We start from the raw sequence: 13527 nt of genomic DNA, 5'->3' as shown, positions 1-13527 counted from the left end.
CGACGGCCGAGCAAACGCAGGGTCAGTCCGCCGACTCGTCGACCGAGGCGTCCACGACGGGCACCGCCGGCTCGGGCAGAGGCGGGACGGTGCCGCCCTTGGTGGGGCAGTACTCGTGGAACGAGCACCAGTCGCACAGCCGCGACGGGCGCGGTCGCCAGTCGCCGGTCGCCTGGGCGAGCGTGATGGCGCGCCAGAGCGCCTCGACCTTTCGCTCGGTCGCGAGCAGGTCCTGCTCGTCGGGCTCGTAGCGGACGATCTCGCCGTTGCCGAGGTAGATCAGCTGCAGCACCGACGGCACGATCCCGCGCAGGCGCCAGACGACCAGGGCGTAGAACCTCATCTGGAACAGGGCCTTGGCCTCGAACCCCTCGGCAGGGCTGCGGCCGCTCTTGTAGTCGGTGATGCGGATGCGCCCGTCCGGGGCCACGTCGATCCGGTCGACGAAACCCCGCAGGAGCAGCCTGGACTCCAGGAGCGACTCGACGTAGACCTCGCGCTCGGCCGGCTCGAGGCGCCGCGGGTCCTCGAGGTCGAAGTAGCGCTCGAGCACGGTGCGGCACGAGGCCATCCAGGCCGCGACGTCGGGACCGTCGTCGCCGAACATCTCGGCCAGGGCGGGCTCGACCTCGAGGATCGCGTCCCACGCGGGCGCGAGCATGTCGGCGGCGCGCTCGGGCGTACGCTCCGGGGCCGGCAGGTCGAAGAGGTCCTCGAGCACCTTGTGCACCAGCGTGCCCCGCGCGGCGTCGGGGGAGGGGGCCTCGGGCAGGCGGTCGATCGTGCGGTAGCGGTACATCAGGGGGCAGGTCATGAAGTCGCCCGCGCGGCTCGGTGACAGCGCGCCGAGCACGTCGACGCCGTCGACCGGGGTCGAGACCCGCTCGGCCGGGGACGGGACAGGAGCGGGGGCGGCGGGTTCTAGAGGGGAGATCGACATGACGCCGTCACCCTAGGTGAGCCGTACGACACCGCCCGGGTGCCGCTCCTGGCCGCGGCCGCTGTGGGCGCGGTTCGTTAGGGTTGAGATGTGCCCGACCCCACCGATCCAGCCCCCGCCGAGGGTCCCTCGCGCCCTCCGCAGCGCGCTCCGGGCACCCTCCGGATCGGCTCGATCGCCGGCATCGACGTGCTGGTCACGAGCTCGTGGTTCATCGTCGCCGTGCTGATCTCGCTCACCTTCGCCCCGCGCATCGAGGACGCCCAGCCCGGCCTGGGGTTCTGGAAGTACGTCGCCGGCTTCGTCTTCGCGGTCGTCCTCTACCTCTCCGTCCTCCTCCACGAGGCCTCCCACGCGGTCGTGGCCCAGCGCCTGGGCTACGGCGTCAACTCCATCACCCTGCACTTCCTCGGCGGCATGACCGAGATCGACGGACAGTCCAGACGTCCGCGCCACGAGTTCTGGATCGCCGTCGTGGGCCCGCTGACGTCCATCGCGGTCGGCCTGGCCGCCGGTGCGCTCTGGTTGGTGGTCCCCGACGGCCTCGTGCGGCTCGCGCTGGGGGGCCTCGCCGGCGCCAACCTCATCATCGGTGCGCTCAACCTCGTCCCCGGCCTCCCGCTCGACGGCGGCCGCGTCCTCAAGGCCGCCGTGTGGGGCGCGTCCGGCAACCAGCACCGCGGCAGCATCGTCGCCGGCTGGGGCGGGCGGATCACCGCGCTCGCGCTCCTCGCGTGGCCCGTGGTGATGGAGCCGGTCACCGGGCAGCAGCCGACGATCCTCGACCTCGTCCTGGTCTTCATCCTCGGACTCTTCCTCTGGACCGGCGCCACGGCCGCCATGGCCCACGCCCGGATCCGCGAGCGGCTTCCCGCCCTGGTCGCGCGCCCGCTCGCGCGCCGTACGCTCACCGTCCCCGAGGACCTGCCGCTCGCGGAGGCCGTACGCCGCGCCCAGGAGGCCGCGGCCGGCAGCATCGTCACCGTCGCCACCGACGGCTCGCCCGCAGGAATCGTGAGCGAGGCCGCGGTCACCGCGATGCCGGCGGACCGCCGACCGTGGGTGGCGGTCTCGACCGTCGCCCGCAAGCTCGAGCAGGGGTTGACGCTGCCCGCAACAGTGGCCGGGGAGGACCTGATCCTCGCCATCAGCCGCCGGCCTGCGGAGGAGTACCTCCTCGTCGAGGCCGACGGGACGATCTACGGCGTGCTGTCGACCGCCGACGTGGACCGCGCCTTCCGCGAGAACGCCCGGCGGTGAGCCTCGTCGGCTGAGTGGATCGGGCTTCCGCGGACTAGGGTTCGCGCCATGTCCGAGCCTTCTCCCGACGTCCCCGCCGAGGCCTGGTCCGGCGTCCACCGCGGCCCCCTGCGCGAGGGGGAGTGGGTGCGACTCACCGACCAGAAGGGCCGCAAGCACAACTTCGAGCTCGTCGCCGGCAAGAGGTTCTTCTCCAACAAGGGCCACCTCGACCACGACGAGATGATCGGTCGCGACGAGGGGTTCACCGTCACGTCCTCGGCCGGCGGCCAGTACCTCGTGTTCCGCCCGCTCCTCAACGAGTTCGTGGTCTCGATGCCCCGCGGTGCCGCCGTCGTCTACCCCAAGGACGCCGCGCAGATCGTCGCCCTGGCCGACATCTACCCCGGCGCACGCGTCGTCGAGGCGGGCGCGGGCTCCGGCGCACTGACCTGCTCGCTCCTGCGCGCCGTCGGCCCGTGGGGGCGGCTGACGTCGTTCGAGCTCCGTGAGGAGTTCGCCGACGTGGCCCGCCGCAACGTCCACCAGTTCTTCTCCGCACCCGAGGGCAGCACCCACCCCGCGTGGGACCTCCGGCTCGGCGACCTCAAGGAGGGCCTGCCGGCGCTGGGCACGCAGGTCGACCGGATCATCCTCGACATGCTCGACCCGTGGAACTGCGTCGACGTCGTCGCCGACGCGCTGGTGCCCGGCGGCATCGTCTGCGCCTACGTCGCCACCACCACCCAGCTGTCGCGCGTCGTGGAGACGCTGCGCACCCACGGTGGCTTCACCGAGCCGCAGCCGTGGGAGTCGCTGGTGCGCGACTGGCACGTCGAGGGCCTGGCCGTGCGGCCCGGCCACAAGATGATCGGCCACACGGCGTTCCTCGTCACCGCGAGGCGGATGGCACCGGGGGAGAGGCCGCCGCGCAAGACGCGACGCCCCGCGCCCGGTGCGTACGGACCCGACTACACCGGACCTCGTCCGGCGGACGTGCCGCCGCTCGAGCAGCCCGACGCCGACGCGTGATCGAGGTCGTCGACTGGTCGCCGCGCTGGGCCGAGCAGTACGAGGAGGTCGCCGCCGTCCTCACCCGCGCCCTCGCCGACGTACGGTCCGCGCGCGTCGAGCACGTCGGGTCCACCTCCGTACCGGGCCTGGCGGCCAAGCCGGTCCTCGACGTCGACGTCATCGTCGAGCCGGAGGACGTGCCGGCGGCCGTGGCCGCGCTGGAGTCGGTCGGCTACGTCCACCGCGGCGACCTCGGGGTGACCGGACGCGAGGCGTTCCACGCTCCCGACGGGCCGAGGCGCAACGTCTACGTGTGCACGGCGGGCACCGCGAACGTGCGCAACCACCTCGCCGTGCGCGACGTGCTGCGGCGGCGCGCCGACCTGCGCGAGGCGTACGACTCGGTCAAGCGTGCGCTCGCCGCCGACCCCGGCATGGACATCGACACCTACATCGCCGGCAAGTCGGCGGTGCTGCAGGAGGTGCTCGAGGCGTCGGGCGAGCTCAGCGACGAGGAGCTCGCGGCGATCCGCCGGCTCAACGACGCCGGCTGACGAACCCCCGCGGTCCGGGCCGCGAACGCGTCGTTGCCAAACGGTGATCGACACGGCGAGATAACCACTTCCGTCCCATGGATCCATGGGTAGTGTCATGGGACAGGAGGTGCGAGATGTCTGAGCCGACACGCGAGCAACTTGCCACCCAGGTGCGCTACCTGGAGGCAGAGGTCACCGACCTGCGCCGCCGCCTCGACGACGCGCCCGGCCACGCCCGCGGCCTGGAGAGCCGCCTGGCCGACGCGCAGCGATCGCTGGCAGCGGTCTCCGGTCAGAACGAGCGACTCGCGCAGACGCTGCGCGACGCGCGCGACCAGATCACGACGCTGAAGGAGGAGGTCGACCGGCTGGCGCAGCCCCCGGCCGGCTTCGGCACCTTCCTCGCCCGCAACGACGACGACTCGGTCGACGTGTTCACCGGGGGCCGCAAGCTGCGGGTCAGCGTGAGCCCGGCGGTCGAGCTCGACGCCCTCGTGCGCGGCCAGGAGGTCATGCTCAACGAGGCGCTCAACGTGGTCGCCGCCCTCGACTTCGAGCAGGTCGGCGAGGTCGTGATGCTCAAGGAGATCCTCGCCGACGGAGAGCGGGCGCTGGTCATCGCCAACGCCGACGAGGAGCGCGTCGTACGCCTCGCCGAGCCGCTGTGCGCCGAGGACGTCACCATCCGCGCGGGCGACTCGCTGCTGCTCGACACGCGCGCGGGCTACGTCTACGAGGTCGTGCCCAAGTCCGAGGTGGAGGAGCTCGTCCTGGAGGAGGTGCCCGACATCGACTACACCCAGATCGGCGGCCTCGCCACCCAGATCGACGCGATCCGCGACGCCGTCGAGCTGCCCTACCTCCACCCCGAGCTCTTCAAGGACCACGAGCTCAAGCCGCCCAAGGGCGTACTGCTCTACGGCCCGCCCGGCTGCGGCAAGACGCTGATCGCCAAGGCGGTCGCCAACTCGCTGGCCAAGAAGGTCGCCGAGCGGACCGGAGCCTCCGGGAAGTCCTACTTCCTCAACATCAAGGGCCCCGAGCTGCTCAACAAATACGTCGGCGAGACCGAGCGCCACATCCGCCTGGTCTTCCAGCGGGCCCGCGAGAAGGCCTCGCTCGGCACCCCGGTCATCGTGTTCTTCGACGAGATGGACTCGCTGTTCCGCACCCGCGGGTCCGGTGTGTCCTCCGACGTCGAGAACACGATCGTGCCCCAGCTGCTCAGCGAGATCGACGGCGTCGAGGCGCTGGAGAACGTGCTCGTGATCGGTGCCTCCAACCGCGAGGACATGATCGACCCCGCCATCCTGCGACCGGGACGCCTCGACGTGAAGATCAAGATCGAGCGCCCCGACGCGGAGTCGGCCCGCGACATCTTCTCCAAGTACCTCACCCCGACCCTGCCGCTGCACGCCGACGACCTGGCCGAGTTCGGCCAGGACCGCACGGCGACCGTCAACGCGATGATCCGCGCGACGGTCGAGCGGATGTACACCGAGTCGGAGGAGAACCGCTTCCTCGAGGTCACCTACGCCAACGGCGACAAGGAGGTCCTCTACTTCAAGGACTTCAACTCCGGCGCGATGATCCAGAACATCGTCGACCGCGCCAAGAAGATGGCCATCAAGGACTTCCTCGACAGCGACCTCAACCCCGCCCAGCGGGGTCTCCGCGTCCAGCACATGCTCCAGGCGTGCGTCGACGAGTTCAAGGAGAACGAGGACCTGCCCAACACGACCAACCCGGACGACTGGGCGCGGATCTCGGGCAAGAAGGGCGAGCGCATCGTGTTCATCCGCACGCTCATCACCGGCAAGCAGGGCACCGAGCCCGGCCGCTCGATCGACACGGTGTCCAACACCGGCCAGTACCTGTGAGGCGCCGGTGAGCCGGGAGGAGGACCTGGGCCACCGCGACATCGAGGCCGCGCTGGAGGCCAGGCGCGAGCTCGGCGCCCGATACGACGCCGAGCTGGTGGAGGGCTTCGCCGAGCGCATCGAGCGGGCCGTGGACCGCCGGGTGGCCGACCAGGTCGCGCTGGCACAGCGGCGTACGTCGGCCGTCGGCGACGCGGGCGGACGACAGCTCGCGCTCGGCATCGTCTCACTGGTGGCGTTCATCCCGATCAGCATCGCGCTGGGCGTCAACGGCCAGTTCCTCGCCCTGCTCGTCACCCTGGCCGGCATCGTCGGCGTGAACCTCGCCCACGCCTGGCAGTCCCGCAACCCCTAGCCGCGACACCCCTCGGGAGGGGTTGCCAGCGGCCCTCGGGGCACTAGGTTGAGCAGATGCGAACCATTCTGATCATCGTCGTCATCGTCGTCATCGTGCTCTTCCTCGCCGGGTTCCTCCGTCGCGGACGCTGACCGACCACCACCTTCAGCCGGCCACCAGCCGGTAGCCGTACGTCCACGGCCGTGCGATGCCCGGCCCGGGGAGGTAGGCCTGCTCCAGCTCCTGCACGCGCCATCCCGCGCCCTCGACGAGGGCCGGGATGTCGCGCGTGAGGTGGCAGCCCCCGGCGACGGCGCGCTGGAGCGGTTCGAGCCGGCGCTGCCAGCGGCGTACGGACTCCTCGGGCGCCACTCCGTGCTCGAGCACGTGCAGCCGGCCGCCGTCGCGCACCACCCGCCGAGCCTCCCGCAGCGCGAGGAGCGGGTCGGGGATCGTGCAGAGGCTGAAGGTCACCAGCGCGCTGTCGTGCGAGTCGTCCGGCAGGTCGACGCGCTGGCCGTCGAGACCGGCCCGCTCGATCGGCACGCGGGTGCGTGCGCGTCGCCTCGCCGAGATCGACCACCCCGCGTCGGACGGCTCGATCGCGGTCACCGACGTCACGGCCGGTGGGTACCAGCGGACGTTGAGCCCGCTGCCGAACCCGAGCTCCAGCACCCGCCCGACCAGGCCCGCGCACGTGGGCTCGCGCAGCTCGCCGATCTCGCGGCCGCGCAGGCTCATGTCGGCCAGCCGTGGCAGCACCCGCTCGTCCCACACCCGTAGGCTCATCACATGAGCGTACGCCGCGTGATGGGCACGGAGGTCGAGTACGGGATCTCGGTGCAGGGACAGCCGTCGGCCAACCCGATGGTCGCGTCCTCGCAGATCGTCAACGCCTACGCCAGCTCGACCGCACGCGCCCGGCGGGCCCGCTGGGACTTCGAGGAGGAGTCGCCGCTGCGCGACGCCCGCGGCTTCGACATGGCCCGCCAGATCGCGGACCCGAGCCAGCTGACCGACGAGGACCTCGGCCTGGCCAACGTCATCCTCACCAACGGCGCCCGCCTCTACGTCGACCACGCCCACCCCGAGTACTCCTCGCCCGAGGTGACCACGCCCCTCGACGTGGTGCGGTGGGAGAAGGCGGGGGAGCAGGTGATGCTGGACGCCTCGCGGATGGCCGCCCAGGTGCCGGGAAGCACGCCGATCCTGCTCTACAAGAACAACACCGACAACAAGGGTGCCTCCTACGGCGCCCACGAGAACTACCTGATGCGGCGCTCGACCCAGTTCGCCGAGATCGTGCGCCACCTGACCCCGTTCTTCGTCTCGCGGCAGGTGGTCACCGGTGCCGGCCGGGTCGGCATCGGGCAGGACGGCCGGGACACCACGGCCGACCGCGGCTTCCAGATCAGCCAGCGCTCCGACTACTTCGAGGTCGAGGTCGGCCTCGAGACGACGCTCAAGCGTCCGATCATCAACACCCGCGACGAGCCGCACGCCGATCCCGCGGTCTACCGCCGCCTCCACGTGATCCTGGGCGACGCCAACCTGGCCGAGGTGTCGATCTACCTCAAGTCGGGCACCACCGCCCTCGTGCTCGCCATGATCGAGGACGGCTTCATCGACCGCGACCTGAGCGTCGAGGGGGCGGTCAAGGCGCTGCGCGACGTCTCCCACGACCCGACCCTGCGGCACCTCGTCACGCTCCGCGACGGGCGACGCCTGACCGCCGTGCAGCTGCAGCTGGAGTACCTCGACCTCGCCCGCAAGTACGTCGAGGACCGCTACGGCTCCGACGCCGACGACCAGACGGTCGACGTGCTGGCGCGGTGGGAGTCGGTGCTGACCCGGCTCGAGCGGGACCCGATGGAGTGCGCGACCGAGCTCGACTGGGTCGCCAAGCTCAAGCTGCTCCAGCAGTACCGCGACCGCGACGGCCTCGGGTGGGACGACGCCAAGCTGCACCTCATCGACCTGCAGTACGCCGACGTACGCCCCGACAAGGGTCTCTACCACCGCCTCGCCGCCGCCGGGCGGATCGAGCGGCTCCTCGACGACGCCACCATCGAGGCGGCCATGCACGACCCGCCGGTCGACACGCGCGCCTACTTCCGCGGGCGCTGCCTCGACAAGTACGCCGACGCGGTCGCCGCGGCATCGTGGGACTCGGTCATCTTCGACCTCCCCGGCCGCGAGTCGCTCCAGCGGGTGCCGACCATCGACCCGCTCCGGGGCACCCGCGCCCACGTCGGCGAGCTGATCGACCGCTGCGACACCGCCCAGGCGCTGGTCGCGGCGATCACCCGCTGACCGAGGAAACACCCGTCCGCCGACGGTGAACGTCCTTGTGGCGTCGGCGGGAGTGGATAGGGTCGTGGCATGGCCCAGGAGCAGAAGCAGCCGCGCAAGTCCTCGCAGGAGGAGACGGCGACCGAGGAGGTCGTCGAGACCGACGTCGCCGAGCGCAAGGAGATGATCGACGAGGACGTCGACGCCATCCTCGACGAGATCGACGAGGTGCTCGAGACCAACGCCGAGGACTTCGTGAAGTCGTTCATCCAGAAGGGCGGGGAGTAGTCCGCATGGGAGACTCCCGCCTCCCCACGTCGTTCATGACGCCCGGCACCTCCAGCTTCGCCGACTTCCTCGGCGCCGAGGCCCCCGACCTGCTCCCCTCCCGCCGAGCCGTGCCCGCCGGTGCCGCCGGCGACCTGGCCCCGCACGGCACGACGATCGTCGCGGCGACCTTCGACGGCGGCGTCGTGATGGCGGGCGACCGTCGCGCCACGATGGGCAACATCATCGCCCAGCGCGACATCCAGAAGGTCTTCCCCGCCGACGAGTACTCCGTGGTCGGCATAGCCGGCACCGCCGGGCTCGCGGTCGAGATGGTGCGGCTCTTCCAGACCGAGCTCGAGCACTACGAGAAGATCGAGGGCACCACGTTGTCGATGGACGGCAAGGCCAACCGGCTCGCGGCGCTCATCCGCGCCAACCTCGGCATGGCCATGCAGGGCCTCGCGGTGGTGCCGCTCTTCGCCGGCTACGACCTCACCGCCGACCAGGGCCGGATCTTCAGCTACGACGTGACCGGCGGCCGCTACGAGGAGACCGCCTTCCACTCGGTGGGCTCCGGCTCGCTGTTCGCCCGCGGCTCGCTCAAGAAGCTCTACCGCGACGACTTCGACGTCGAGGAGGCGGTCACCGCCATCGTGCAGGCGCTCTACGACGCCGCCGACGACGACTCCGCCACCGGCGGACCCGACATCACCCGCCGGATCTTCCCGGTCGTCCACGTGATCACCGCCGACGGCGGACGCAGGATGCCCGACGACGAGGTGGCCGCGATCGCCGACCGCATCCTGGCCTCCCGCATGGAGCGCCCCGACGGCCCCGCCGCGGCCCTGACCTGATCCGACGCAGGAGTCACTCACATGAGCATGCCGTTCTACGTCTCACCTGAGCAGCTGATGAAGGACCGGGCCGACTTCGCGCGCAAGGGCATCGCCCGCGGGCGCTCGGTGGTCGCGGTCCAGTACGCCGACGGCATCCTGTTCGTCTCGGAGAACCCGTCCCAGGCGCTGCACAAGGTCAGCGAGATCTACGACCGGATCGCCTTCGCGGCGGTCGGTCGCTACAACGAGTTCGAGAACCTGCGCATCGCAGGCGTACGCCTCGCCGACATGCGCGGCTACGCCTACGACCGGCGCGACGTCACCGGTCGCGGCCTCGCCAACGCCTACGCCCAGACGCTCGGCACGATCTTCTCCTCCGGCGGTGAGAAGCCCTACGAGGTCGAGATCTTCGTCGCCGAGATCGGCGACGCCCCCGAGGACGACCAGCTCTACCGCCTCACCTACGACGGCCAGGTCGCCGACGAGCACGGCTACGCCGTCATGGGCGGCGCAGCCGACGTCGTGGCCGGTCACCTGGCCGAGCACTACGTCGCCGGGGCCTCGCTCGACGAGGCCCTGCGGGTCGCCGTCGCCGCCCTCGGCCACAGCGACTCCGAGGACCGGGTGATCCCGGTCCGCGACCTCGAGGTCGCCGTCCTGGACCGCACCCGTACGCAGCCGCGCAAGTTCCTGAGGCTGCGCGCGGCGCGGCTCGCCGAGGTCCTCGGGGCCCGCGGGGACGAGCGCGCCGACGAGGCGTCCCCGGAGGACGCCCTCGCCGGGTCGGGGCCGCGTCACTCCGGCCAGGACGATCCGAGCGACCCGACCGACCAGGTCTCGGGGGCGACACCGCCCCTCGAGGACCCGGTCACCGGGGAGCCGGGCTCGCCACCCACGGCGCCGCCGGTGGCTCCTCCCGTCGCGCCCCCGGTGGCCCCGCCCCCCGACCGACCGGCCGAGCCAACCGACCCGGCCGCCCCCGGCGAGCCGTCCCCGCCGGCACCCCAGCCCCCGGCACCCCAGCCGGGGCGCCCGCCGGGCCCCGGCACACCGCCGCCCGCGGAGCCCGGCCAGACCTGACCGTTCGCGTCCCGCCTGCGGATCCGCCTGCTGGGTGGGGAAGTCCGACACTTCGAGGGGGTCGTACACCCCTCGAAGTGGCGGACTCCCCGCTCGAGCGGGGAGTCCCCGGGCGGCGCGAGACCGTCCCCGGACCGCTCAGCGGAGGTGGAGCCCCGGCCACTCGGCCGTGGGCACCGTCGGGATCCCGGTGAGCCGCCGCCGGTAGCGCACGAGCGGACCGAACTCGTCCAGCGCACACCACAGCCGCTGGTGCGCGGCCCAGGGGAGCGGCCCCGACGGGCGTACGTCGCCGTCCGGTCCGAACTCGTGCCACGCGGCACCGAAGCCGATCCATGTCGGGGTCCAAGTCGGCTGCCTCGTCCCACGCACCGCGCCGCTGCTCGACCAGGCGTCGGCGGAGCTGGAACTCCAGCCTCGCCCCGTCGACCACCACGGGCGCCGTCCTCACCGGCCACAGCCACAGGTCGTCGGTCATCACCCTCAGCTCGAGGTCCTCCACGGTGCCCGGCTCGACCAGGACCGTCGCGACGAGGTGGCGGGGTCCCATGGAGGAACGCTCACCCGCCCGGGACGGCCCCGTCAAGCGTGGCGTCGGGCGGCAACCCGGGCGGGTTCGCCAAGTTTCGGTGCGGAGTGCCGCGCGGGACGTGGTCCCCGGTCCTAGTGTGGGGACATGGACCGGCGGATCTTCGGCATCGAGAACGAGTACGGCGTCACGTGCACGTTCAAGGGGCAGCGCCGCCTGAGTCCCGACGAGGTCGCGCGCTACCTGTTCCGCAAGGTCGTCAGCTGGGGTCGCTCGTCCAACGTCTTCCTCCGCAACGGCGCCCGGCTCTACCTCGACGTCGGCAGCCACCCGGAGTACGCCACCCCCGAGTGCGACGACATCGTCGACCTCGTCACGCACGACAAGGCGGGGGAACGGATCCTCGAGGGGCTGCTCCTCGACGCCGAGGCGCGCCTGCACGAGGAGGGCATCGCCGGCGACATCTACCTGTTCAAGAACAACACCGACTCCGCCGGGAACTCCTACGGCTGCCACGAGAACTACCTCGTCGGCCGGGCGGGGGAGTTCAGCCGGCTGGCCGACATCCTCATCCCGTTCCTGGTGACGCGCCAGATCGTCGTCGGGGCCGGCAAGGTCGTGATGACGCCGCGCGGCGCGTCCTACAGCGTGAGCCAGCGCGCCGAGCACATCTGGGAGGGCGTCAGCAGCGCCACCACGCGCAGCCGCCCGATCATCAACACCCGTGACGAGCCGCACGCCGACGCCGAGCGGTTCCGCCGGCTGCACGTCATCGTCGGCGACTCCAACATGAGCGAGACCACGACCCTGCTCAAGGTGGCGTCGTGCGACCTCGTCCTGCGGATGATCGAGGAGGGCGTGGTGATGCGCGACCTCACGATGGAGAACCCCATCCGCGCCATCCGCGAGATCAGCCACGACCCGACCGGTCGCCGCAAGGTGCGCCTGGCCAACGGACGCGAGGCGAGCGCGCTGGAGATCCAGGCCGAGTACCTCGGCAAGGCCCGCGACTTCGTCGACCGCCGTCAGATCTCCACCCCGACCATCGAGCGCGCCCTCGACCTGTGGGAGCGCGGGCTCAAGGCCGTCGAGTCCGACGACCTCGGCCTGGTCGACCGCGAGATCGACTGGGTCATCAAGCTCAAGCTCATCGAGCGCTACCGCGCCAAGCACGGCCTGTCGCTGGGCGACGCGCGCATCGCGCAGCTCGACCTCGCCTACCACGACATCCACCGCGGCCGCGGGCTCTACTACCTGCTCGAGAAGCGCGGTGCGGTCGCCCGCGTCAGCAGCGACCTCAAGATCTTCGAGGCCAAGAGCGTCCCTCCGCAGAACACCCGCGCGCGCCTGCGCGGCGAGTTCATCCGGCGCGCGCAGGAGCGACGGCGTGACTTCACCGTCGACTGGGTGCACCTCAAGCTCAACGACCAGGCGCAGCGCACGGTGCTCTGCAAGGACCCGTTCAAGGCCTACGACGAGCGGGTGCAGCGACTCATCGACGGCATGTGAGCCGCGCCGGGTCCCTCGTCAGCCGGTGTCGTGCCCGGACGGGTGGGGGTTGCTGGATAGGGTGACCGGGCAACGCCGACCGATCGAACAAGGTGAACCAGTGTCTCGTGTACGTTCCGCTGCCCTCAGCGGTGTCCTCGCCCTCAGCATGCTCGGACTCGCCGCGTGCGGCTCCGAATCCAGCGACGCCGACGAGGGCGGCGCGCCGCTCAGCTCGGTCACCATCGATGGCAAGCAGGGCGAGGAGCCCAAGGTCACCTTCGACGGTCGCCTCGACGGGTCCGAGGAGGAGACCGAGGTCCTCATCGAAGGCGACGGCGAGACCGTCGCCGACGGCGACACCGTCTCCGCGCACCTCTGGATCGGCAACGGGTTCACCCAGGAGGAGGCGACCAGCACCTTCGACGGCGCGCCCGAGTCGATCGAGGTCACGGACGAGACGCTGGCCCCGATCCGCGACTCGCTGGTCGACCACAAGGTCGGCGAGCGCGTCGTCGTCCTGACGTCCGCGGAGGACGCCTACGGCGAGCAGGGCAACCCCAGCATCGGCATCGGCAACAAGGACGCGGTGCTGTTCATCATCGACATCATGGGCACCGCCGAGACCGTGCCGCCGCTCGACGGTCCGCAGGGCGAGGAGAAGAAGCCCGCGGGCTGGGCGCCCACCCTCATCGAGGAGGACGGTGTCATCACCGGCCTCGACTTCAGCACCGCCCACGAGCCGACCGGCAAGCTGATCGCCACCACCCTGGTCAAGGGCGACGGCGCCAAGGTGAAGTCCGGCCAGACCCTCACGGTCGACTACCTCGGCCAGGTCTACAAGGCCGACGAGCCGTTCGACGAGTCCTACAGCGGTGAGCCCGCCGAGTTCCCGATCGGTGTGGGCCAGGTCATCACGGGCTGGGACGAGCGCCTGGTCGGGCGTACGGTCGGCTCGCGGGTGATCCTCGAGATCCCGCCGGCCGACGGCTACGGCAAGCAGGGCAACGAGCAGGCCGGCATCAAGGGCACCGACACGCTGTTCTTCGTCGTCGACATCCTCGGCGCCAAGTGAGCTGACCGGTC

Annotated in this window: 14 protein-coding genes; 11 read left to right on the top strand and 3 right to left on the bottom strand. The window is 71.3% G+C overall.

Annotation, left to right across the window (positions count from 1 at the left end; all coding sequences use genetic code 11):
- Window positions 1-22: 22 nt before the first annotated feature.
- Window positions 23-940, bottom strand: a complete 918-nt coding sequence (locus tag IEZ24_RS11535) for a RecB family exonuclease (RefSeq protein WP_129453972.1) — start codon at window positions 938-940, stop codon at window positions 23-25.
- Window positions 941-1030: 90 nt separating this feature from the next.
- On the opposite strand from IEZ24_RS11535, the gene IEZ24_RS11530 reads away from it, so the two are divergent.
- The 5 genes from IEZ24_RS11530 to IEZ24_RS11510 all read left to right on the top strand — a co-directional run bounded on the left by IEZ24_RS11530 (window position 1031) and on the right by IEZ24_RS11510 (window position 5964).
- On the top strand, window positions 1031-2200 hold the full coding sequence (locus IEZ24_RS11530) for a site-2 protease family protein (RefSeq protein ID WP_242498405.1): 1170 nt from the start codon (window positions 1031-1033) through the stop codon (window positions 2198-2200).
- Window positions 2201-2248: 48 nt separating this feature from the next.
- Window positions 2249-3211 (top strand): tRNA (adenine-N1)-methyltransferase, encoded by a 963-nt coding sequence (locus tag IEZ24_RS11525; RefSeq protein WP_129453973.1) that lies wholly within the window; start codon window positions 2249-2251, stop codon window positions 3209-3211.
- Window positions 3208-3747, top strand: a complete 540-nt coding sequence (locus tag IEZ24_RS11520; RefSeq protein ID WP_129453974.1) for a GrpB family protein — start codon at window positions 3208-3210, stop codon at window positions 3745-3747. The genes IEZ24_RS11525 and IEZ24_RS11520 overlap by 4 nt, the downstream gene beginning before the upstream one ends.
- 116 nt (window positions 3748-3863) lie before the next feature.
- Entirely contained in the window at window positions 3864-5609 is a 1746-nt protein-coding gene (arc, locus tag IEZ24_RS11515; protein WP_129453975.1) for a proteasome ATPase, read from the top strand.
- Between the two features lie 7 nt (window positions 5610-5616).
- Window positions 5617-5964 (top strand): hypothetical protein, encoded by a 348-nt coding sequence (locus tag IEZ24_RS11510; RefSeq protein WP_129453976.1) that lies wholly within the window; start codon window positions 5617-5619, stop codon window positions 5962-5964.
- Window positions 5965-6111: 147 nt separating this feature from the next.
- Here IEZ24_RS11510 and IEZ24_RS11505 read toward each other — a convergent pair whose 3' ends face one another.
- Window positions 6112-6735, bottom strand: coding sequence for a class I SAM-dependent methyltransferase (locus IEZ24_RS11505; protein ID WP_129453977.1), 624 nt, complete (start codon window positions 6733-6735; stop codon window positions 6112-6114).
- 3 nt (window positions 6736-6738) lie between these two features.
- Here IEZ24_RS11505 and dop point away from each other — a divergent pair, with 3 nt between their 5' ends.
- The 4 genes from dop to prcA all read left to right on the top strand — a co-directional run bounded on the left by dop (window position 6739) and on the right by prcA (window position 10424).
- Window positions 6739-8259: a depupylase/deamidase Dop gene (gene dop / locus IEZ24_RS11500; RefSeq protein WP_129453978.1), complete on the top strand. Its 1521-nt coding sequence runs from the start codon at window positions 6739-6741 to the stop codon at window positions 8257-8259.
- 69 nt (window positions 8260-8328) lie between these two features.
- Window positions 8329-8526 carry a ubiquitin-like protein Pup gene (locus tag IEZ24_RS11495; RefSeq protein WP_129453979.1) on the top strand — a complete coding sequence of 66 codons (198 nt, stop codon included), beginning with the start codon at window positions 8329-8331 and terminating at the stop codon, window positions 8524-8526.
- Between the two features lie 5 nt (window positions 8527-8531).
- A complete protein-coding gene (prcB, locus tag IEZ24_RS11490) occupies window positions 8532-9362 on the top strand; it encodes a proteasome subunit beta (RefSeq protein WP_129453980.1) in 831 nt (276 codons plus the stop codon).
- Window positions 9363-9383: 21 nt separating this feature from the next.
- The gene (gene prcA, locus IEZ24_RS11485; protein ID WP_397190750.1) at window positions 9384-10424 is read left to right on the top strand and encodes a proteasome subunit alpha; all 1041 of its coding nucleotides are present in this window, start codon (window positions 9384-9386) and stop codon (window positions 10422-10424) included.
- Between the two features lie 138 nt (window positions 10425-10562).
- On the opposite strand, the gene IEZ24_RS11480 is transcribed toward prcA, so the two are convergent.
- Window positions 10563-10796: a hypothetical protein gene (locus IEZ24_RS11480; protein WP_129453981.1), complete on the bottom strand. Its 234-nt coding sequence runs from the start codon at window positions 10794-10796 to the stop codon at window positions 10563-10565.
- Window positions 10797-11100: 304 nt separating this feature from the next.
- Between IEZ24_RS11480 and pafA the strand changes: the two genes are divergently transcribed.
- Window positions 11101-12462: a Pup--protein ligase gene (gene pafA / locus IEZ24_RS11475; protein ID WP_129453982.1), complete on the top strand. Its 1362-nt coding sequence runs from the start codon at window positions 11101-11103 to the stop codon at window positions 12460-12462.
- 100 nt (window positions 12463-12562) lie between these two features.
- A complete protein-coding gene (locus IEZ24_RS22355) occupies window positions 12563-13516 on the top strand; it encodes an FKBP-type peptidyl-prolyl cis-trans isomerase (protein ID WP_129453983.1) in 954 nt (317 codons plus the stop codon).
- Window positions 13517-13527: the final 11 nt, after the last annotated feature.

It is taken from the genome of Nocardioides ganghwensis (assembly GCF_014779655.1).
GTDB lineage: Bacteria > Actinomycetota > Actinomycetes > Propionibacteriales > Nocardioidaceae > Nocardioides > Nocardioides ganghwensis.
The sequence above is the reverse complement of the archived record's forward strand: the minus strand, read 5'-3'. Positions and strand labels throughout refer to the sequence as shown.

Coding starts and splice junctions, on each gene's coding strand:
- IEZ24_RS11535 (WP_129453972.1), bottom strand. CDS start 940: ATGTCGATCTCCCCTCTAGAACCCGCCGCCCCCGCTCCTGTCCCGTCC.
- IEZ24_RS11525 (WP_129453973.1), top strand. CDS start 2,249: ATGTCCGAGCCTTCTCCCGACGTCCCCGCCGAGGCCTGGTCCGGCGTC.
- arc (WP_129453975.1), top strand. CDS start 3,864: ATGTCTGAGCCGACACGCGAGCAACTTGCCACCCAGGTGCGCTACCTG.
- IEZ24_RS11505 (WP_129453977.1), bottom strand. CDS start 6,735: ATGAGCCTACGGGTGTGGGACGAGCGGGTGCTGCCACGGCTGGCCGAC.
- dop (WP_129453978.1), top strand. CDS start 6,739: ATGAGCGTACGCCGCGTGATGGGCACGGAGGTCGAGTACGGGATCTCG.
- IEZ24_RS11495 (WP_129453979.1), top strand. CDS start 8,329: ATGGCCCAGGAGCAGAAGCAGCCGCGCAAGTCCTCGCAGGAGGAGACG.
- prcB (WP_129453980.1), top strand. CDS start 8,532: ATGGGAGACTCCCGCCTCCCCACGTCGTTCATGACGCCCGGCACCTCC.
- prcA (WP_397190750.1), top strand. CDS start 9,384: ATGAGCATGCCGTTCTACGTCTCACCTGAGCAGCTGATGAAGGACCGG.
- pafA (WP_129453982.1), top strand. CDS start 11,101: ATGGACCGGCGGATCTTCGGCATCGAGAACGAGTACGGCGTCACGTGC.